Source organism: Aldersonia kunmingensis (assembly GCF_001646865.1).
Classification (GTDB): Bacteria; Actinomycetota; Actinomycetes; order Mycobacteriales; family Mycobacteriaceae; genus Aldersonia; species Aldersonia kunmingensis.
The window spans coordinates 1-20,770 of record NZ_LRRB01000124.1 but is presented as its reverse complement, the minus strand read 5'-3'; the positions used below and the strand labels follow the sequence as shown (position 1 = coordinate 20,770).

Annotated in this window: 19 protein-coding genes and 1 riboswitch; of the genes, 7 read left to right on the top strand and 12 right to left on the bottom strand. The window is 67.2% G+C overall.

What is annotated here, in order from left to right; genetic code table 11:
- Positions 1-204: 204 nt before the first annotated feature.
- The 5 genes from cobJ to A8G08_RS09975 are packed head-to-tail and all read right to left on the bottom strand — an operon-like array spanning position 205 to position 4,388.
- Positions 205-1,725: a precorrin-3B C(17)-methyltransferase gene (gene cobJ, locus A8G08_RS09995; RefSeq protein ID WP_068273322.1), complete on the bottom strand. Its 1,521-nt coding sequence runs from the start codon at positions 1,723-1,725 to the stop codon at positions 205-207.
- Positions 1,722-2,348, bottom strand: coding sequence for a precorrin-8X methylmutase (locus A8G08_RS09990; RefSeq protein WP_068273324.1), 627 nt, complete (start codon positions 2,346-2,348; stop codon positions 1,722-1,724). The genes cobJ and A8G08_RS09990 overlap by 4 nt, the downstream gene beginning before the upstream one ends.
- 8 nt (positions 2,349-2,356) lie before the next feature.
- Positions 2,357-3,490, bottom strand: a complete 1,134-nt coding sequence (cobG, locus tag A8G08_RS09985) for a precorrin-3B synthase (protein WP_068273320.1) — start codon at positions 3,488-3,490, stop codon at positions 2,357-2,359.
- A gap of 50 nt (positions 3,491-3,540) precedes the next feature.
- A complete protein-coding gene (locus A8G08_RS09980) occupies positions 3,541-4,059 on the bottom strand; it encodes an SRPBCC family protein (protein WP_068273318.1) in 519 nt (172 codons plus the stop codon).
- Complete coding sequence (locus A8G08_RS09975) at positions 4,056-4,388, bottom strand: ArsR/SmtB family transcription factor (protein ID WP_068273316.1); 333 nt, start codon at positions 4,386-4,388, stop codon at positions 4,056-4,058. Before A8G08_RS09975 ends, A8G08_RS09980 begins: the two co-directional genes overlap by 4 nt.
- Before the next feature lie 50 nt (positions 4,389-4,438).
- Positions 4,439-4,557: riboswitch (cobalamin riboswitch) on the top strand.
- A 39-nt stretch (positions 4,558-4,596) separates the two neighbouring features.
- Here A8G08_RS09975 and cobN point away from each other — a divergent pair.
- Positions 4,597-8,175 (top strand): cobaltochelatase subunit CobN, encoded by a 3,579-nt coding sequence (gene cobN / locus A8G08_RS09970; RefSeq protein ID WP_068273313.1) that lies wholly within the window; start codon positions 4,597-4,599, stop codon positions 8,173-8,175.
- A 210-nt stretch (positions 8,176-8,385) separates the two neighbouring features.
- Positions 8,386-8,664, top strand: a complete 279-nt coding sequence (locus A8G08_RS09965; RefSeq protein WP_068273312.1) for a hypothetical protein — start codon at positions 8,386-8,388, stop codon at positions 8,662-8,664.
- A 15-nt stretch (positions 8,665-8,679) separates the two neighbouring features.
- Here the strand turns inward: A8G08_RS09965 and A8G08_RS09960 are convergent, their stop codons facing one another.
- On the bottom strand, positions 8,680-9,774 hold the full coding sequence (locus tag A8G08_RS09960; protein ID WP_245672757.1) for a hypothetical protein: 1,095 nt from the start codon (positions 9,772-9,774) through the stop codon (positions 8,680-8,682).
- Position 9,775: 1 nt separating this feature from the next.
- The gene (locus A8G08_RS09955; protein WP_068273306.1) at positions 9,776-10,960 is read right to left on the bottom strand and encodes a tyrosine-type recombinase/integrase; all 1,185 of its coding nucleotides are present in this window, start codon (positions 10,958-10,960) and stop codon (positions 9,776-9,778) included.
- Positions 10,961-11,599: 639 nt separating this feature from the next.
- On the opposite strand from A8G08_RS09955, the gene A8G08_RS09950 reads away from it, so the two are divergent.
- From A8G08_RS09950 to A8G08_RS09935, 4 genes are all read left to right on the top strand, one after another.
- Entirely contained in the window at positions 11,600-11,896 is a 297-nt protein-coding gene (locus tag A8G08_RS09950) for a hypothetical protein (protein ID WP_068273304.1), read from the top strand.
- 31 nt (positions 11,897-11,927) lie between these two features.
- Positions 11,928-12,311 carry a PPOX class F420-dependent oxidoreductase gene (locus tag A8G08_RS09945; RefSeq protein ID WP_068273303.1) on the top strand — a complete coding sequence of 128 codons (384 nt, stop codon included), beginning with the start codon at positions 11,928-11,930 and terminating at the stop codon, positions 12,309-12,311.
- A gap of 15 nt (positions 12,312-12,326) precedes the next feature.
- The gene (locus A8G08_RS09940; RefSeq protein ID WP_068273302.1) at positions 12,327-12,830 is read left to right on the top strand and encodes a GNAT family N-acetyltransferase; all 504 of its coding nucleotides are present in this window, start codon (positions 12,327-12,329) and stop codon (positions 12,828-12,830) included.
- A 149-nt stretch (positions 12,831-12,979) separates the two neighbouring features.
- Positions 12,980-13,402, top strand: coding sequence for an Ig-like domain repeat protein (locus A8G08_RS09935; RefSeq protein WP_068273301.1), 423 nt, complete (start codon positions 12,980-12,982; stop codon positions 13,400-13,402).
- A gap of 53 nt (positions 13,403-13,455) precedes the next feature.
- Here the strand turns inward: A8G08_RS09935 and A8G08_RS09930 are convergent, their stop codons facing one another.
- The 5 genes from A8G08_RS09930 to A8G08_RS09910 are packed head-to-tail and all read right to left on the bottom strand — an operon-like array spanning position 13,456 to position 19,147.
- The gene (locus A8G08_RS09930) at positions 13,456-14,109 is read right to left on the bottom strand and encodes a class I SAM-dependent methyltransferase (protein WP_068273299.1); all 654 of its coding nucleotides are present in this window, start codon (positions 14,107-14,109) and stop codon (positions 13,456-13,458) included.
- Between the two features lie 31 nt (positions 14,110-14,140).
- Entirely contained in the window at positions 14,141-15,751 is a 1,611-nt protein-coding gene (locus A8G08_RS09925; RefSeq protein ID WP_068273297.1) for a dipeptide ABC transporter ATP-binding protein, read from the bottom strand.
- 14 nt (positions 15,752-15,765) lie between these two features.
- Complete coding sequence (locus tag A8G08_RS09920) at positions 15,766-16,635, bottom strand: ABC transporter permease (protein WP_068273295.1); 870 nt, start codon at positions 16,633-16,635, stop codon at positions 15,766-15,768.
- Entirely contained in the window at positions 16,632-17,591 is a 960-nt protein-coding gene (locus A8G08_RS09915) for an ABC transporter permease (RefSeq protein WP_068273293.1), read from the bottom strand. The genes A8G08_RS09920 and A8G08_RS09915 overlap by 4 nt, the downstream gene beginning before the upstream one ends.
- On the bottom strand, positions 17,588-19,147 hold the full coding sequence (locus A8G08_RS09910; RefSeq protein ID WP_068273291.1) for an ABC transporter substrate-binding protein: 1,560 nt from the start codon (positions 19,145-19,147) through the stop codon (positions 17,588-17,590). The genes A8G08_RS09915 and A8G08_RS09910 overlap by 4 nt, the downstream gene beginning before the upstream one ends.
- Before the next feature lie 464 nt (positions 19,148-19,611).
- On the opposite strand from A8G08_RS09910, the gene A8G08_RS09905 reads away from it, so the two are divergent.
- Positions 19,612-20,770: sulfatase-like hydrolase/transferase (locus A8G08_RS09905; RefSeq protein ID WP_245672755.1), on the top strand; the 1,159-nt coding region annotated here is incomplete at its 3' end.

Here is a 20,770-nt window from a genome sequence, read left to right as displayed (position 1 = left end):
GAACTGATCGACACACCAACCTCCTCGCTGGCCACCAACTGACTCACAGGCAGCCTGGCAAAGAGGGAACGGGTGCAAAGTTTCGCCCATTCGAACAAACTCTGCACTCATTTGGACTGCGTTCCCGGGTGCAAATCTTCTCAACGGGCGCGAAACTTGGCCCCCGTAAACACAATTCGCACCCGTTTGGGGCCCGGTGTTGGCCTAGTTCCGAGCCTCGGCGCGGTCGGGGTAGCTGCGCGACGTGAACACTCGGGAACTCCCGTCGATGGAGGGCACGATCGCCGTCGTCGACGAACCGATGATCAGCAGCGTGCGCATATCGACCACATCGGGATCGAGGTCACCCAGCGACACCACCTGGACGCTCTCCGTCGGTCCGCCCACATCGCGGCCGAGCACCACCGGTGTCTCCGAGCCGCGGTGCTCGAGGATCAGATCGCGCATCGCGGCAACCTGCCAGGTGCGGGTCTTCGACGCGGGGTTGTAGATGGCGATGGCCATGTCCGCCGCCGCTACCGCTGAAAGACGTTGCGCGACAACATCCCACGGCTTGAGACGGTCCGACAGCGAGATAACCGCGTAGTCGTGCCCGAGTGGGGCGCCGACCCGGCTGGCGACGGCATTCGCGGCGGTCACGCCCGGTAGTACCCGCACCGGCACGTCGCGCCACTCGTCCTGAGCGGCGACCTCGAGCACTGCGGCGGCCATGGCGAAGACACCGGGATCGCCGGAGGACACGACCGCAACGCGGGCGCCGCGCTTGGCAAGATCGAGCGCCATCGCGGCGCGCTCGGCCTCCACACGATTGTCGCTGGCGTGTCGGCGCTGGCCGGGGCGCTCGGGCACGCGGTTCAGGTAGGTCACGTAGCCGACCAGGTCGGTGGCTTCGGCGAGTGCACGGCGAACCTCGGGGGTGGTCCAATCCGCGGCGCCGGGACCAAGCCCCACCACGGTGACCTCACCCTTGCCTGGCTCGAGTTCCTCGCGCGGCTGCTGCGGATCGCGGCCCGGCACGACGGTGATCGCGAAGTAGGGCACCTTCTCGTCGATCGCCTCATCGGCGCCGAGCACCCGCTGCGCCTTGCTGCTCGCGCGTTCGACGTAGTGCGCGTCGGCGAGCCGGCCCGAATCACGCAGTGCCTGATGCACCGTCGGGTAGGTGCGGCCGAGTTTGAGGATCGCAGCGGCATCGGTATCACGCAGCCGGCGGGTCAATTCGTCCGCGGGCAGCGTGCCGGGCAGGATCGTCAGCACCTGTTCGCCTTCGACGAGCGGCGTGCCAAGGGCGGCGCTCGCGGCGCTGACAGAGGTGATGCCCGGGACGATCTCGGTCTCGAACCGGTCCGTGAGCCGCTTGTGCATATGCATGTAGGAGCTGTAGAACAGCGGGTCGCCGGCAGCGAGCAGCGCCACGGACCGTCCCGCCTCGAGGTGCACGGCAAGGCGCTCAGCGGATTCGGCGTAGAAATGGTCGATCGCACCCTGGTAGCCGCCGGGGTGATCGGTGGTTTCGGTGGTCACCGGGTAGACGAGGTGCTCTTCGATCTGGCCCTCGCGCATATAGGGCGCGGCGATGCCGCGAGAGATCGACTTGCCGTGTCGCGCACTGTGAAACGCGATCACATCCGCCTCGGATATCACCCGCGCGGCCTTCACGGTCACCAGTTCCGGGTCACCGGGTCCCAGCCCGAGACCCCACAACTTGCCGTAACTCTGGCTCATTCCTGTTCGCTCGCAATCGCATTGAGCGCGGCGGCGGTGATGGCGCTACCGCCTCGGCGCCCACGCACGGTGAGGTATTCGATGCCGTTCCCGTATTCGGCGAGCGCGTCCTTGGATTCGGCCGCGCCGATGAAGCCGACCGGGATGCCGAGAATGGCAGCGGGCCGCGGCGCGCCTGCCTCGATCATGTTGAGCAGGTGGAACAGCGCGGTGGGCGCGTTGCCGATCGCGACGACAGCGCCGTCGAGGCGGTCGCGCAGCAGCTCCAGCGCGGCGGCGGACCGCGTGTTGTCGATATCGGCTGCAAGGTTGGGCACCCGCGGGTCTGCGAGCAGGCAGATCACCTCGTTATCCGCGGGTAGTCGCTTGCGGGTGACCCCGGAGGCCACCATCTGGGCGTCACACAGGATCGGGGCGCCGGCTCGCATCGCAGCGCGCGCCTTGGCGACTACATCGGGGGAGTAGGCGACATCCTCGGCGAGATCGACCTGGCCGCAGGCGTGGATCATCCGCACGACGACCTGAGACACGTCGGCGGGGAGTCCGGCGAGGTCCGCTTCGGCGCGGATCGTGGCGAAGGACTGGCGGTAGATCTCGGCGCCATCGCGAATGTAGGAGTGCATGGTGGCTGTCACATTAGCGGCATGCCGGGCACGGCCCGTCGTTCGTATCCGCTGCCGGTCGCGCGTACCTGCACGTGTTCGGTGTGCGGCGCGCCGCAGCCACGTTCGCACCCCACCCAGTGCTCGCGGGCCTCGACGGGCTCCAGCACACGCCGTTCGAGGTCGGACCGTACGTCGGCGTTCGACTTATCGCAGCCAGGCAATCCGGTGCACGCGCTTACCTGCGCCCACGGGGATTCGGAGTCGAACACCAGGCCCATCGGTGCGAGCACCCGCAGGACCGTGTCGGCCACCCCCTCGGTCAGGTCGCAGAGCAGGATTTCCTTGCTCGGCGTGATGTAGATGTCTGTGCCAACGGCGGCGAGGAACTCCGCGGTGCGCCCAGGAATGCGGCCGTGCGGGACGACAGAGCCGAGCGTGACAAGACCGTCGTCCTGGGTCAGCCAACCGATCAACGGGTCGGCCAGTGCCTGCGGGACCTGCGGATCGGTGACGCCAGGCAGCGCGTCGAGAATTGCGCTGATCGCCGGCTGTTCCGCCAGGTCTTCGATCCGCCACTCGTCGGTGCGGTCGGTGAGGAATGCATGTGCGAGTGCGAGCATGACGTCCACGGCACGATCGAGCGGTGCCATCCGGCCCGAGCGGACGCCGGCAACGACGAGTTCGGCCCGCTCGGCGGACAGTGCTACCACCCCGGCGTCCGGGCGTTGCGCGAGCACGTCGCCGCGACCGTCGTCGACGCTGAAGAGGAATCGTGCGGGCAGGGCGGCGAGATCCGGGTCGCCGCGTAGGCCGCTGTCGAGTGTCTCGAGCGTTCCGCGCAGGTCGACCAGTCCGCCGCGGCGGCCCGACAGCGCGGACATCTGCAGATTGCGCACCCGCTCGTGGCTGGGAGTCGGGATGAGCCCCGCAGCGACGATGCGGTTGCCCGCGCCGACGAGGTCATCGATACCCCGTAGCTGCACGTTTCCGCGCGAGGTGAGTTCGAGATGACCGTCGCCGAAGGTTTCGGCCACCTCGACCACGGCCTGCAGTTGGTCGGGTGTGATGAGACCGCCGGGCAGCCGGATCCGCGCCAGGTATCCGTCGGCCGCCGGGTGCGCCGAGAACACGCCGGGGCAGCGGTCGGCGGGGCGGTTCATGCTGCTTACGGTACCGCCGCGGCTGCGTCAGCCCATTCTGCCGGGCCGGATCAACCCATCGGTGGAATGGGCGCGCCGTGCGGCATGCCCGCGGTGATGTAGTCGCGGTAGATCCCTTCGAACGCTGCGTCCGCCTCCGAACTGTGCGGGCCGTCGCTCGGTGTACCGGCCATCGCCTTGTCGAGTTCGGCCAGGCACACCGTCCAGCCCGACGCGTTGCGCGCGGCGGTGTCCCGCGCCTCGAGCACATTGGTCAGCCGCAGTACGCAGCCATCACCGTCCGGCGTCAGCTCGAAATGCAGTTCGTCCCCGCCCCAGCTGAACTCGAGCCGCTGTGGCGGATCGAAGGCAAGGACCGTGCCGGTGCCGTCGGCCTGATTCGGGTCGTCGGAGAAGTCGACGAGCCCGCCAACGCGGTCTTCGATGATGAGCTTGGACGGGAACCAGTGCCGCGACTGCTCCGGGTCGACGATCGCCGCCCACACCCGTGCGGGGGCGTGCGCATAGCGCCGTTCGAATCGGACCGCCGGGCGCCCGTTCACTTCTACGTACTGTCCGTTGGCATTCATTGCTGCTCCTCGGTGGGGGAATCGGGGTTGCTGTCGAGGAAGTCGCCCAGGCGGTCCAGGCCGGTGTTCCACATTGCCCGGTAGGGAGCCAGCCAGGCGTCGAGCTCGGCGAGAGCGTTCGGCTCGGCGCGGTAGATCCGGCGCTGCGCGTCGGCGTGCGCGGTGACCAGGCCGGCCGATCGCAGCACGCGCAGATGCTTGGACGTTTGCGGCTGGGCTAGCCCCACGCGCTCGGACAGCTCGCCGACGGCACAGGGCGCCCGGCGCAGCACGTCGAGGATGTCCCGCCGCCGCGGCTCGGCCAGTGCGGCCCAGATCGAATCGCTCACCTCCTTATATTCCCTTCACGGCATATTCCTGTCAAGGCATATACGAAGGCCCCGAGCCGTCCGATACGCTCTTGCCGAAGCGTCAATGGGGAAGCCGGTGAGATTCCGGCGCGGTCGCGCCACTGTGTGGGATGAGCTCCCGCAGCCAGACCTCCATTGCGCAACCAACCGAGCGCCGGCGCGTATCCCGGCAAGGAGGTCATTACCCGTGATCCTGTTGCTGTCCACCTCGGACACCGACCTGCTGTCCGCGCGTGCGAGTGGCGCCGAGTACCGCTGGGCCAATCCTGCTCGGCTCATGCCGGCCGAGGACCTGCCCGCGCTGCTCGATGGCGCCGATCTCGTGGTGGTGCGCATCCTCGGCGGAAAGCGCGCCTGGGAAGACGGGCTCGAGATCGTGCTTCGCAGCGGACTGCCCGTTGTCACCCTCGGTGGTGAGATGGCTCCGGATGCCGAACTGATGGAGTTGTCCACCGTCCCAGCCGGCGTCGCCGCCGATGCGCACAACTACCTCGCCGAGGGCGGACCGGAAAACCTGCGTCAGCTGCACAACTTCCTTTCCGACACGGTGCTGCTCACCGGGCACGGTTTCGAACCCGCGGTGCGCACTCCCATGTGGGGCGAGCTCGAGCGGACGGCGACCAGCGAGACCGGACCGCTCGTGGCGGTGCTCTACTACCGCGCCCAGCACCTTGCCGGGAACACCGCCTATGTCGAGGCACTGTGCCGCGCCATCGAGGCCGCGGGCGGCCGCGCGCTCCCGCTCTACTGCGCATCGCTGCGTTCGGCCGAACCCGCACTGCTCGACACGCTGCGCCGCGTCGACGCCATGGTCGTGACTGTGCTCGCGGCGGGTGGCACCAAGCCGGCCACCGCGTCTGCCGGTGGTGACGACGAGTCCTGGGACATCGGCGCCATCGCGGATCTGGATGTGCCGATCCTGCAGGGCCTTTGCCTTACGAGCGACCGCGCCACCTGGGCCGCCAACGACGACGGGCTGTCACCGCTCGATGTCGCGACTCAGGTCGCGGTGCCCGAGTTCGACGGCCGGATCATTACGGTGCCGTTCTCGTTCAAGGAGTTCGACGCCGACGGCCTGTCGACGTACGTCGCCGACGCCGAGCGCGCGGCCCGGGTGGCCGGTATCGCCGTGCGGCACGCGCGCCTGCGGCATATCCCGGTGGCGCAGCGCCGCATCGCGCTCATGCTTTCCGCCTACCCGACCAAGCACGCGCGGATCGGCAACGCGGTCGGCCTGGACACCCCGGCCAGCGCCATCCGAATGCTGACCGAAATGGCCTCGGCCGGTTACGATCTCGGCCCGCTCGACGAGATTCCCGGTCTTCTCGAAGGCGACGGCGACAAGCTGATCCACGCCCTCATCGCGGCGGGCGGTCAGGACGAGGACTGGCTGACCGCCGAACAGATCGAGAGCAACCCGCTGCGGGTGTCGGCAGCGAACTACCGCAGGTGGTTTGCCACGCTCGATCCCGAACTGCGCGACGGCGTCGAAGAGCACTGGGGCGAAGCGCCCGGCGAGCTGTTCGTCGATCGTTCCCGTGACCGGGACGGCGAAATTTTCATCGCGGCACTGCAATTCGGCAACGTCGTCCTGATGGTGCAGCCGCCGCGCGGTTTCGGTGCAAACCCGGTTGCCATCTACCACGACCCCGATCTGCCGCCGAGCCACCACTACCTGGCCGCGTATCGCTGGATCGCTTCGACCGAGTACGGATTCGGCGCTGACGCGATGGTGCATCTGGGCAAACACGGCAACCTGGAATGGCTGCCTGGGAAGACGCTCGGCATGTCGGCGGCGTGCGGTACCGATGCCGCGATCGGTGACCTGCCGCTGATCTACCCGTTCCTGGTGAACGACCCGGGGGAGGGCACGCAGGCCAAGCGTCGCGCGCACGCCACCCTCGTCGACCATCTGATCCCGCCGATGGCGCGTGCCGAAACCTACGGCGATATCTCGCGTCTCGAGCAGTTGCTCGACGAGCACTCGAACATCTCCACGCTCGACCCGTCGAAGCTGCCCGCCATCCGCCAGCAGATCTGGACGCTGATGCGGGCGGCGAAGATGGACCACGACCTCGGCCTCGCCGAACGACCCGACGAGGAGTCGTTCGACGACATGCTGCTGCACGTCGACGGTTGGCTGTGCGAGATCAAGGACGTCCAGATCCGCGACGGCCTGCACATCCTCGGCGCGGCGCCGAGCGGCGAAGCGGAGGTCGACCTCGTGCTCGCCATGCTGCGCGCGCGGCAGATGTGGGGCGGCGAACAGACCGTTCCCGGCCTGCGTGAAGCGCTCGGGCTGAGCGAGAACGGCGACGAGGACCGTGTGCGCGTCGACGCCATCGAGGAGCAGGCCCGCGACCTCGTCGCGAAACTGCAATCCCAGGAATGGGATCCGAACAGTGTCGAGTCGCTCACCGACAACGATGCAGTGCGGTCGGTGTTGCGATTCGCCGCCACCGAAGTGGTTCCGCGACTGCGGCAGACCTCGCACGAAATCGACCGGGTCCTGCACGCACTCAACGGCGGTTTCATTCCAGCCGGCCCGAGTGGCTCTCCGCTGCGCGGCCTGATCAATGTGCTGCCGACCGGGCGCAACTTCTACTCCGTCGACCCGAAGGCGGTGCCGTCCCGGCTCGCGTGGGAGACCGGGCAGGCCATGGCCGACTCCCTGCTAGCCCGCTACGTCGCCGACCACGGCGAGTACCCGCGCTCCGTGGGACTGTCGGTTTGGGGCACGAGTGCGATGCGCACCTCCGGTGACGACATCGCCGAGGTCTTCGCGCTGCTCGGCGTGCGACCGGTGTGGGACGAGGCCAGTCGGCGGGTGCGCGACCTCGAGGTGATCGACCTCGACGAACTCGGTCGTCCACGTGTCGATGTCACCGTCCGCATCAGCGGGTTCTTCCGCGACGCCTTCCCGCATGTGCTGGCGTTGCTCGACGATGCCGTGCGCATGGTGGCCGAGCTGGACGAGCCGCACGAGCACAACTTCGTGCGCGCACACGCCGCGGCCGACCTCGCCGAGCACGGCGACGAGCGCCGCGCCACCACCCGCATCTTCGGCTCCAAGCCGGGCACCTACGGCGCGGGGCTGCTGCAGCTGATCGACTCCCGCGACTGGCGAACCGACGACGACCTCGCGGAGGTTTACACCAACTGGGGTGGCTACGCGTACGGCCGCGGGCTGGACGGCGTTCCCGCCGCGGACGACATGCGCGGCGCCTACCGGCGGATCGCGGTGGCGGCGAAGAACACCGACACACGCGAGCACGACATCGCGGACTCGGACGACTACTTCCAGTACCACGGCGGCATGGTCGCCACCGTCCGCGCGCTGACGGGCAAGAACCCCGAGGCTTACATCGGCGACTCGACCCGACCGGACGCGGTGCGGACGCGCACGTTGTCGGAGGAGACCACCCGGGTGTTCCGTTCCCGCGTGGTCAATCCGCGCTGGCTCGAAGCGATGCGCCGGCACGGCTACAAGGGCGCGTTCGAGATGGCCGCGACGGTGGATTACCTGTTCGGCTACGACGCGACCACCGATGTCGTCGCGGACTGGATGTACGAAAAGCTCGCCGAGAGCTACGTTTTCGACGAGACCAACCGTCAATTCATGACCGAGTCCAATCCTTGGGCGCTGCACGGCATTGCGGAGCGGTTGCTCGAGGCAGCCGAACGCAAGATGTGGGCCGAACCCGAAGCCGACACCCTCGCGCAGCTGCGGCAGATCTACCTCGAGACCGAGGGCGAGCTCGAGTAGGCGATTCACACAGGCCCAAACGGGTGCAAATTGTGTTCGCGGGGGCGAAGTTTTGGCCCTATAAACACAATTTGTACCCGTTTGGAGGATCGCCTCGTGCCGCCGGGGTGTGCGAGGTCGCCACCTTGGGTGGGTTCTGCCGTCAGGTTCGACTGCCCAGAATTGAGCTGTCCACCTTTCCCACCGAAGCAGTGGTTACGAGGCGAGCTCATGAGTATCCGAACGATCGGCCCGAACATGATCGGTTCCGCCGCATTCGTCATTCTCGGCCTCGCCGCAGGCGCCGCGGTAGTCGGAATTCCGGCGGCAAACGATGCCACGACCACATCCGTGAGTACACCCGCTGTTGTGGCGCCGGCGCAGCCGGTGGGGCACGACGAGATCTGCACCGGCCTCCGCGCACGCCACGACCTCGCGATTCGCTCCTACCCGAGCGATGCGGCACAGGCACGGATTGCGGCGCAATCCATGCTCGACCTGCACTGTTAGGGCCAGCCCGGCTCGCTAACCGAGGTCTACCGGTTGGCTTCCAACATCATCGAGTAGTCCCTGGATACGGGCGAGAAGTTCGTCGGCCCGGTCGTCGAATTCGTCGAAAACGGGAGCCAGGTCAGCCATCGCTTCGACGGTCCCGCGGCGGGCGGCAAGGCCGGCTTCGTATCGGGCGGCGATCTCGTCCTCCGACAGCAATGGTGGCACGACCGGAGTCCGGTACTCCTCGGTGTCGCTGCTGGTTTCGACGACGTCATCGACCGTGTCGGACCAGCCGTCGCCGACAAACTTGACCGGCTGCGCGGGGCGGGGGCGTGTGGCACCTGTCAGATGTGCGGTGACGATGCGAGTGATGGCGCGGCGCGACAGTCCGTTTCGGCGTGTGGTCGAGTGCCCCCACTTATCGAACGATGGCAGCAGGGGTCCGTCCCGAAGGATGGCGGGGAGATGTTGCAGACCGGTGACGGTGTCGTCGGTGACCGGGGTGGCGGAGTTGAGGGACTCACCCAGCCATCGATTCGACGGCGTTCTGTCGGCGAATGCCTGCAGGCGTGCCCATCGTAGGTAAACAGCGACCGGTTCGGTGCGCGGCGACTCGTCGGGGTCATGGGGGACGGTGATGCCGTGGCCGGGGATGCGGAATGCAGATCCGTCGAACGTGACGTGGCTGCGGTTGAGGCGCCCGATTTGCGTGGGGGAGAGCTGTATCCGGCAGGCGAGAGTAAGGAGTAGCGCGTCACGCCGGCCGAAGAGGCCGCCTGGCCAGCCTTCTGTCGGCAACCAGCGGACGACCTTGTTCGCGGTGTCCCGCAGGTCCGGGCGAGGTTGCGTGCGTCGGGTCAGCCGTTCCCGCAATGCGAATGCGGTTCCGGGAGCGGTGTATCCGCTGCGGGTGTGGACGGTATTGATCGCGGACAGGCGCCGGCGCTGGGTACCGGTGGCGGCGGTGTTCTCGTCGAGAAACATCGCGACCGTGAGCGGGTCGGCGGGGAGTGCACTCAGTTCCAGTGCGGTGCACCAGTCCGCGAACAGCTGCCAGTCGTATCGGTACCTGGCTCCGATCGCTTTCGCCGGCGCGACCAGCGTCACCTCGTCCGATCGAGTCACGTCAGCGCGCAAAGCGGGTGACGGCGTTGCCGGTCAGCGGATTGTGCTCGCGGGCATAGATTCCGACGGTGGTCGGGGAGGCGTGGCCGGTCTGCCGCTGAATCTCGTGCGGTTGGGCGCCGTTGCGCAGCGCTTCGGTGACGAATCCGGCGCGGACCGAGTGGGCGCCGAGCTGCGCGATCTTGGCCGGGGACAAGCCACCGGCCTGCGCCGCCCTGCGGTAGGTCGCATGGATGGCTTGCCCAGAAAGGGCTGTGTCGCCGAGGTTTCCGTTGACGCGGATGGGCCGGAAGACGGGCACAGAGGTGTCGTGGATCTCGGGGTGGGCAAGGTGGCAGACGTGGCCGTCCGCCGGGTCGTCGGTGCGGAGTAGCCGGATGATGCCGGGGCGGCCATCGGATTGGTGCGCAGCGAGGACATCGAGCCAGCGACGGTAGGTGCAGGGGCCGCACACAGTGTGGGTGAGCGCGACCGGCGCGGCCTTCACCAGGCCTTGGCCGGTCTGGTCGGTTTTCGACCTGCGGACCCGCATGTGCAACCCGTCGCTGGCGTGGAGGATGACGTCCCGGATCTCCAGGTCGGACAGCTCGGATCGACGGAACGCACCGAGTAGGCCGAGCAGCAGCAGCGCGGAGTCGCGGCGCTCCCGCAGCCTGGACTGCCACGTCGTTGCTTCCTTACGCAGCGTCACGATGATGTGTTCGATTTCGGCAAGCTCGAGCGGTGCGACGCGCTTCACCGGCCGGTCACCGGCCGCGGCGTAGGTGCGGCGCAAACCGGCAATCGTGTCCTTGACCAGCTGAAATTCGCCGGGCGGGCGGTGGTCGAGGGCGCGATGCCAGTAGTTGATCGCAGCGACCCAGCGGGCGAGGGTGTTCATCGAGTACGCGCGCTCGCCCTTCGCGGTGCGCAGTCCAGCGCAGTCGGTGAGGTAGTCCGCGACTACCACGGGGTGTGCCGGCATCGCGATATGGCCGTGGGTGGTGCACCAGGCGGTGAACTTCTCCCAGTCCTGCCGGTAGTTCCGAGCCGTTGACGGGGCGTGGCGTTGCTTCAGTGCAGCGACGATGCGGGCCTCGGCCTCGGGCGACAGTGCGGGTTCGTGCGGCAGCTCGCGTTCCTGGCGGACGGCCCCGGCCGGTGCGGCGACAACGAGAGTCTCGCCCAGCACTAACTCGGTGGTCATCGCTGCTCCTCCCTTGCTCGAGGGGAGCCTACTGAGAAACACCGACACGTTCTAACCGGGAACCCCGAAAGGGGTTGCGTCACAGTGACGTTTGCGCGGCGTGCCGATTGTGGTCCGTCAGCGGGTGAGGGGAGGGGCGCGCCTGTCCGCCGCCGGCAGGGCGTGTGGCGTGTGGCGGGAGTCGGGCTACTGGGCGCCGCCAAGTCCCGGATGAATGTCCGATATGTCGGAAGCCCATTTTTTCGATCACGCCGCCAGGCCGTCCCAATCCGGTTTCCCCCGGTTTCCTGGTCCTCGACCTGATGTTGGCGCTAACTGTCATTAGCGGTTGTTGCACCTCTAAAGAGAGACGTGACTGCTGGCGACGATGAAGGCCTCGCCAAAACGGCAGGTCGCTTGTCATCGGCTGCGCGTTTATCGGTCGGCGTCCGCCGTGCCTGTCGGGCGGCCAATCAGGCCCTGACCAGTACTGATTGCGGATCGCCGCTCATAACCTCGACAACGGCAGGTACTTCATCCCGCGCGAGGTAGGTACGAGGCCCGAATTCACGTAGCCGAGTACGCGTTCTTTCCGCTCGCTACGCCGCGACGCTGGTTATCGGAACCACTTCCGCAGCACAGCCAAAGGAGGCGAGAACGATGTATGCATCTGCACGCAAGACCGCACGGCGCGCCGGAATCGCCGTCACGACAACTGCCGCCGTCGTCCTGGGGACGGCGGCGGGCGTGGCCGGTATCGCTGGACTGGAGGCGGCCACAGTGACGACGTCGGTGACTGTCCCTGTTGTCGCGGCCGGGTCGCCCGAGGGGCAACCCGGACACAACGAGATCTGCGCCGCGCTACGAGCGCGTCACGACAACGCGATGCGGCTCCACCCGAGCGATGCCGCGCAGGCCAGGATTGCCAGTCAGTCCATGCTCGACATGAACTGTTAGAACCACGCCGCTTGCGGCTACGCTTCGCAGCATGTCGTGGAGCGAGCTCGGCCAGAGCCATGCTGTGCTGTTGACCACCTACCGCAAGGACGGCTCGTCGAAAGGCGTGCCCGTGTGGGCCGCGCCCGACGGCGATCGCATTGTTGTCTGGACCCAGACGAACGCGTACAAGGTCAAGCGAATTCGGCGTAATCCTTCGGTCGCGCTGCAGATCTGCGATATGCGCGGCAACACCAAGGGCGACGAGGTGCTCAACGGTACCGCCGAAGTTCTCGACGCTGCCGGCACCGAACACGTTCGCATGGTCATCGCGGGCAAGTACGGCATCTTGGGCTGGCTTACCGTCAACAGCAGCAAGCTATTTCGCGGCGCATCCGGCACGGTCGGCATTTCGATTGCACAGGCACAGTCCTGATCGGCGGACCGGCGCATGCTGATTCGTCGAGAAACCCCGGCTGACGCAATCGAAATCGATCGCGTACACCGGGCGGCGTTCGACGGTGACGAGCCCGCCGAGGTCGCGCTGGTACGGCAGATGCGTGACAGCGGCGCGCTACTGACGAACCTCTCTTTCGTTACCCAGGCGGACGGCAGGATCGTTGGCCATATCGCCATCAGTCGTGCCCGCATCGGCGACGTGCCCGTCCTCGCGCTCGGCCCGATCGGCGTGCTTCCCGAGTTGCAGCGCGGTGGCGTAGGCGCAGCGCTCATGTACGCGGCAATCGGTGCTGCGGATGCGCAGGACGAGTCGCTGATCGGCCTGCTCGGTCACCTCGAGTACTACCCGCGCTTCGGCTTTGTGCTTGGTTCCGAGGTTGGCGTCGCGCCGGACGAGGCAAGCTGGACATCGCATTTCCAGGTGCGCACCTTAACGGCCTGGACGCCAAACTCGGGTGGAACCTTCCGGTACGCGGACGAGTTCTATTCTCTCTAGACCGAATTGGAGTAGGTAGTTCGCTACCTAGGTAGATGCGCCCCTCGAATACACGAGGCGGAGCACGCAATCTTTTCTCTCGCCGGGGTCCGACTCTGGATTGCGTTGCGGTACCAGTTCCGCAGCGCAACCACTCGAGGGAGAGAACAATGATTACTTCGAACCGAAAGTCTGCGGGCCGCTCCGGTGTTCGTCGGGCGGGAATCGTCGCAACAGCACTCGGGGCGAGCGCGGCGGCGCTCGCGCTGGCCGCCCCGGCGGCGTCGGCAGCGGTGACTAGCATCAACGTAAACCCCGGAGCACTGAATTCCAGGGTCGGCACAGGCTGCACCGTCGAAGTCACGGCCGGAGCGAACGGCCCGGTCAACGAGCCGGTTTACTTCTACGACGCGGACGGTTCGTGGTCGACCAGCGCGACCGTGTCGGGCGGCAAAGCGACCGTGAAGTGGACGCCGACGACACCCGGTCAGCACACCCTCCGTGCTTATCAGTTCGGGCCGTACGGTGTCATGGAGACGTTGGTGCAGGTCGGCAACGGCATCAACCTGGGCAGCGTGTGTGTGGTGTTGTAGTCACCACTGATGACTACCGGGCCGCACACAATGCGGCCCGGTAGTCATGTGTTTCAGCCGATGCGCCGCACCCGCAGCACCGTGTCGTGGATGGTCACCTCGTGGCCGTCCGCATCGACCGCTGGCCGCGGCGCGACGTCATCGGTGACGACCTCCCACTCGGCTTCGTCGAGTACCGCGCGGATATCCGCTCCCGTGAAGAACAGTTCGCGGATCGGCGGCCGGCCCACCGTGGTCTCGAGGTCCGAGACGTGATGGCCAACCGCGAGCAGCGTGCCGCCCGGCGCCACGGCTCCCGCGAGTCGCCCGAACACCTCCTCGCGCCGCGGCGGCGGCAGATGCATGAACTGCGCGGTCACCAATTCGAAGCGGGCCGAACCGGGGTCCCAGTTCCGCAGATCGACCTCGAGCCATTCGGTCCGGCCGGCGATATCCGCACCGGCATCGGCGGCGTGTCCGGCCGCGCGTTCCAGCGCCACGGCGGAGACGTCGACACCAATCACCGTCCAGCCGCGTTCGGCCAGCCAGATAGCGTCCGCACCCTCGCCGCAGCCCACATCGAGCGCCCGGCCGGGTGCGAGATCCGCGCTCTGCTCGACGAGGCGCTGGTTCGGCTGGCCACTCCAGAGCTTGCTCTTGGTCCGGTAGCGCTCGTCCCAGAACTCCGGTCCGAATACGTCGTGCTCGTCGCGAGGCGGTGTGGTCACCCCGACGACGATAGCGCCGCGGGCCGGTCGGTCAGGCCACCCGCCGTCCCCGCTGCACGACCGGGTCAGGCACCGGGACGGCGTCGATCAGCGCGCGGGTGTAGTCGGCGCTCGGAGCGCCGAACACTGTCGACGTGGACCCCAGTTCGACGAGCTCACCGGCCCGCAATACCGCGACACGGTCCGCAACCTGGTTGATCACCGCGAGATCATGGCTGATGAACAGGCACGCGAAGCCGTACTCCTCGCGCAGGTCGGCGAAGAGTTCGAGCACACTCGCCTGCACCGACACATCGAGGGCACTGGTCGGCTCGTCCGCGACCAGCAACCGCGGCGCCAGCGCCAAAGCACGCGCCAACGCGACTCGCTGCCGTTGCCCACCGGATAGCTCGCCGGGCAGCCGGTCCGCATAGTCCCGGGGCAGCCGCACCGAATCCAGGAGCTCGTGGACGCGGGCGCGCAACAGCGACCCCGACGCGGCGCGATGCACCTCCAGGGGCTCGGCAATGCTCAGCCCGACCGTGCGGCGCGGATCGAGCGAGGCGGCCGGGTCCTGGTGCACGAGCGCGACGTCCTTGCGCAGTGCGCGCAGCTCGCGGCTGTTGAGGCCACCGAGCCGAACCCCCGCCAGCTCGACGTTGCCCTCGCTCGCCGGCACGAGCCCGATGGCGGCGCGGCCGAGTGTGCTTTTGCCCGAACCGGATTCGCCGACCAGACCGACCACCTCGCGCGGTGCGACCGAGAGCGACACATCGTGCAGCGCACGGAAGTCGCTTGCGCCGAGGCGTCCTCGGTACACCACCGACAGATCCGTTATTCGCAGCGTCGGCTCGACCTCGGGATCGATCGACGATTCGCGGACGGCGGGCTCGAGACGGGGAACCGCGGAGAGCAGTTCCCGGGTGTACTCCTCGCCGGGACGGGCGAAAAGACCCTCCACATCCTGAGTTTCGATGACTCGTCCGGCGTTCAGTACCACCACCCGGTCCGCGAAATCGGCGACGACACCCATGTTGTGGGTGATGAACAGGACCGCCATCCCGGTTTCCTTGCGCAGCCGATGCAGCAGCGCGAGGATCTCGGCCTGCACCGTGACGTCGAGCGCGGTCGTCGGCTCATCGGCGATCAGCAACTCCGGGCTGCCGGACAGCGCCAGCGCTATGACCACACGCTGCTTCTGGCCACCGGATAGCTGGTGCGGATACCAGTCGATGCGGCGTTCCGGCTCCGGAATATCCACCAGCTGAAGCAGTTCCACCGCACGTTCGCGCGCCTCGGCGCGCGACACCTTGCCGTGTGCGCGCAGCGCCTGCGCGATCTGCCAGCCAACCTTGCGAACCGGGTTGAGCGCGGTCTGCGGCTCCTGGAACACCATTGCTGCGCGGGTACCACGGAACCGGTTGAGCGTCGGCTCGTCCGCCCCGACGATCTCGTCACCGGCGAGCCGGATCGAACCGGTCGTCGTGCCACCGTCGGGCAGGAGGCCGAGCACCGCCCGCGCCGTCATCGACTTGCCCGACCCGGATTCGCCGACGAGCGCGAGCACCTCGCCTCGCTGAACCTCGAGATTGACCTTCCGTACGACCGTGGTTGGGCCGAAGTGCACCGAGAGATCGCGAATCTCGAGCACGGTTTCGGTCATTGCATACTCCTGAGTCAGACGCGTCGCGCGCGGCCGAGTGCCTGCGCGATCAAGAGGAAACCGAGTACCAGACCCGCGACAACGAACAGCGGTCCGACCGCGAACGCCGCGTTCACGTCCAGGTACGGAATGGACTCGGAGATGATCGAGCCGAGCGACGGTTCCGGCGGACGTACACCAATACCGATGAAGCTCATCGCGCTTTCCACGAACACCGCGACCGACATTGACAGCGCGATCTGCACACCGAGCGGTTCCGCCGCGTTGGGGAACACATGCTTGCGCAGGATCCACCAGTTGCTCGCGCCGATGACTTGGGCAGCCTCGACATAGGGCTGCTCGCGCACCTTCAGAATCGAGGTGCGGATCAACCGGCCGAAGATCGGTATCTCGGCCGCCACGATGACGAGGATGACCGTCGATACGCCCGGACCCGTGATCGCGGCGAGCATGATCGCGAGGATCAACGCCGGGAAGGCCAGGATCACGTCGAATGCCCGCTGCGCCACGACATCCGCGGCGGGGTGCAGGCTCGAAAGCAACCCGGACAGCGCTCCGATCGCCGCCCCGAGCGGCACCGCGGTCAGGATGATCACCAGGTTGATCCTGATCGCGGCCAGCGTGCGAGACAGTAGGTCACGGTTGAGGTGATCGGTGCCAAGCCAGTGTTCCGCACTGGGCGGCAACAGGTTTGCGCCGGGAATCTGCGCGGTCGGTTCGTACGAGGTGAGCAACGGCGCCAGCAGGCCGAGCGCGGCGATGACCACGACGATGATCACACCGGCCAAACCCTGCCCGTGCAGCAGCGCCGACCGAACCGGGTGCCGCCGGGGTGGCGCCTCGAGCGCGGTCGCGACCGCTCCGTCGATATCGGCAACGCTCATGATCGCCCTCCGATCCTGATCCGCGGGTCCAGGTAGGCATGCACGACGTCGGTGAGCAGTTGCACCGCAACGAAGATCGCTACCGACAACAGCAGCAGCACTTGTACGACCGGATAGTCGCGGCGGCTGATGCCCTGTTCGATCAACTGGCCGATGCCGGGCCAGGCGAAGATCGCCTCCACCAGCACCGCACCGCCGAGCAACTGGCCGGCCTGAATGCCGAGAGCCGTCAGCATCGTCGGCAGCGCGTTCCGCAGCGCGCTGCGCGTGACGATCTGCCGGTGCGGCACGCCGAGTGCACGCGCGGTCAGCACGTACTGCTGCTTCAGCTCCGTGCGCAGCGATTCGGTGAGGAACCGGGTGAGCGCGGCCGCTACCGGCAGGCCGAGGCAGATCGCGGGCAGCAGCAGGTACTGCACGGAGATGTCCGGCCGAGCGAAGAATCCGTCCGGCGGCACGCCGCCCGCAGGCAGGATCGGAATGGCCACCGCGAACACCAATGTCAGAAGCACACCGGTGACGAACGGCGGAAGCGCCACTGCGACGGTGTTGCCCGCCGTCACGAGCGCGGTAAGCCAGCGGCGCGGCCACGCCACGGATGCGATGCTCACGATTAACGCCAGCACGACCGCGAAGGCGAGAGCGCTCGCGGCCAGCACGACGGTGTTGAACAGCCCGTCCCGGACGAGGTCGGCGATATCGCCACCGAGCACGTAGCTGCGGCCGAGGTCGAAGGTGAGGATTCCGCCGAGCCAGGTCAGGTACTGCACCGGGATGGCGCGGTCGAGACCTAGCTGATGACGAATCGCGGCAACCGATTCCGGGGTGGCGTCCGGGCCGGCGAGCGAGGTCGCCGGGTCGCCGGGCACCAGCCGCAGCACCAGGAAGATGAGGATCGAGGCCACGAACAACACCAGCAGCGCCGACGGGGCGCGCCGAATGAGATAGCGCGTCATGACAGGTAGGCGTCCGTGTAGAGGATCTCGGAGCGCTTCGTCCAGCCGACGCCGTGCACCTTCTCGGCGGTGGTGAGCTGGCGCAGCACGACACCGATCTCGATGAGGAACAACCCCTCGAGCAGTTGGTCACTGACCGCGCCGTAGCGCTGCACGGCTTCGGCGCTCGTGCCGTCCGCGACTTGCCACGCCGCATCGGCGGCCGTGATGTAGGCGGGCGACTGGTAGCGGGAGGCGTTCTTCCGCGCGTTGAACGGGTATGCGCTGACCGTCAGCGTCGACGGCACGTACTGCGCCCACGAGTGGAACGTCACCCATAGGCCGGGGAATTGCGCGGCGATGAGCTGCTTGACGAACGTGGCCTGCTCGATCGGCTGAAGCTCGACGGTGATCCCGATCTCCGCGAGATTGGACTGCACAATCTGCGCAGTGGCCTCGTAGAACGCGTTCCCGGCCCCGTAGGTCAACGGCAGCACCGGCGGCGTACCCCCGACCTGGGCCAGCAATTCCTTGGACTTCGCAATATCGCGGGTGAAGGTGGTGTTGCGCTTCTCGTCGTAGGCGGGCGAGGACTTCGGCCACGGCAGGTTGGTGGTGTAGCCCGAGCCGCGGAACACCTCGGCGATGATCCGGTCGCGGTCGAGCGCATAGGCGATGGCCCGGCGCACTCGGGGGTCGGCCAGGAACGGGTTCTCGACGTTGGTACCGACGTAGATCTGCAGTTCGGCGCCTTCGAGCGGCTCGGCCGCGAATCCGTCTGTCTTGCCGATGGTTTCGGCGTCTCGGTAGTTGAGCTCGGTCGCGACCTGGATCTGGCCGGATTTGAGCGCGGTGAGAAGCGCCTGGCTATCCGGAATGATCGCCAGCTCGACCCGGTCCAGGTACGGGCGATCGGGCTGCCAGTAGTTCTCGTTGCGCTCGAAAGTGATCGAGCTGTTCGGCTTGCGGTCGGTGAGCTTGAACGGCCCGGTGCCGATGAATGCGGTGCCGGCGGCGAGCTGGTCGATGGACTCGCTGTCCAGGATCGGGACGGTGTCGAGCAGATCGAAGATGTTGCCGAGCGGGTGCGCGAACTTCAGCACGATCCGATGCGGATCGGAGGTGTCGAACTCGGTCACGGCGGCGGCGGTGCCCTTGAGCTGTGCGGTCCACTTGGGATCCGCGTACGTGCGAATGGAGAACTCGACGTCCTTGGACGTGAACGGCCGACCGGAGTGGAACTTCACGTCGTCGCGCAGATCCAGCGAGAGGGACAGCCCGTCGGCCGCGAGCTGCCACGACTTCGCCAGCAACGGCTGCGGTTCCACCTTGTCGTCCGGGTAGCGGATCAGGCTGTCATAGGTCAGGCCGATGATGAACACCGCGCCGCTGGTGTTGGTGAGGAAGCTTGCGGGGATGACATCGCTCTGGATGCCGGCCTTGAGGGTGCCGCCGCGAACCGGCTCACCGGTCGCCGCGCCGCCGGACGATTGTTCGCCCACGGCCGAGGAGCACGCGGCAAGGACCCCCGTCCCGAAGACGGCGAGCGCGGTGAGGCCGGCGCCGCGCAGGAACATGCGCCGGTCGACGGAGGCAAAGGGGGGTGTGGAACTCACGGTGATTGGTGTCCTTCTGCGGGGTGCGGATTTCCGGACTTCCGATGTCCGGAAACGACAAGGTCGCTACGCGGCGCGCACGCCGAATGCGCCCGGAAATTTCGGGCGATGTGGTCGAGGTGAGCGACTGCGATCAGCGTCGACAGGAACGCCGGCAGGGACATCCCGCGCCGCTACGACACGCCGCGCTCACCATGGAGCGTCGCGTGCACGTCCCCGAGGCGACCCGGGCGGCAGTCCCAACTGGCATGTTCGCGAAGCTAGCATCCGGGTGGGCGTTCGACAATTCCCCGGGCATGCCCGGAGAATTCCGCACCGTGATCGAAAGGCTTTACACACCAACAGTTTACGGAGTCGTATCGGGGTTGCGATCAACGCGATCCGAACCGTGTGCAGCAAAAGCCCGGGGTGGTTTTGTGGGGTGGGTGACTGTGCCTTCCAATCCAATTCCTCCACACGCGCGCGGCTACGACGGCTTCGAGGGCCGAATCGGCCGCACCACCGCCGATTCGTCGCCGTCCTGGCCAGCACGCCCGACCGCGCCGGCGGGTGCGCCGAACATCATCGTCGTGCTGATCGACGACATGGGTTACAGCGATATCGGCCCGTTCGGCTCCGAGATCGAAACCCCGACGCTGGACCGGTTGGCACAGACCGGCGTGCGGCTCACGAACTACCACACCACCCCGCTCTGCTCGCCCTCGCGCGCCGCGCTGCTCACCGGCCTCAACCCGCATCGCGCCGGCTACGGCTTCGTCGCGAACGCCGACCCCGGCTACCCGGGCCTTCGGCTCGAACTCGCGGAGGACGTCGCCACGCTGCCGGAGATCCTGCGCGACAACGGCTATGCGACCTATGCCGTCGGCAAGTGGCACCTGGTGCGGGACGCGAACATGAGCCCGGGGCGCACGCGCGACTCGTGGCCGACGCAGCGCGGCTTCGATCGCTACTACGGCTCGCTGGAGGGCCTGAACTCCTTCTACTACCCGAACCAGTTGATCTCGGACAATTCCGTTGTCGACGTCGAGGCCTACCCGGACGGGTACTACCTCACCGACGATCTCACCGACAAGGCGATCGGATACCTGAAGGACCTGCGCGCGCACGACGCCGAGAAGCCGTTCTTCCTGTACTTCGCGCATGTCGCCATGCACGGGCCGTTGCAGGCGAAGCCCGCGGATCAAGAAAAATACCGCGGACGCTATGCCGAGGGCTGGGACCGGCTGCGGGAGAGCCGCTTCGCCTCCCAGCTTGCGCAGGAGCTGTTCCCGGAAGGGACGAAGCAGGCGCCGCGCAACAGCGAACCCGGTTACGACGTGACGCCTTGGGACGATCTGACCATCGAGGAGCAATCCCGGTTCGAGCGGTACATGGAGGTGTACGCGGCGATGGTCGACAGCATCGACCAAAGCCTCGGCCGAATTCTCGACACCGTCGAGCAGTACGGCGAACTCGAAAACACGATCGTGGTGTTCACCTCCGACAACGGCGGCACCGCCGAAGGTGGTCCGGAGGGCACGCGCAGCTACTTCGCCGAGTTCGCGGGTGTCGGTGGCCCGGACTGGGTCGGGGACGTGCCGCACG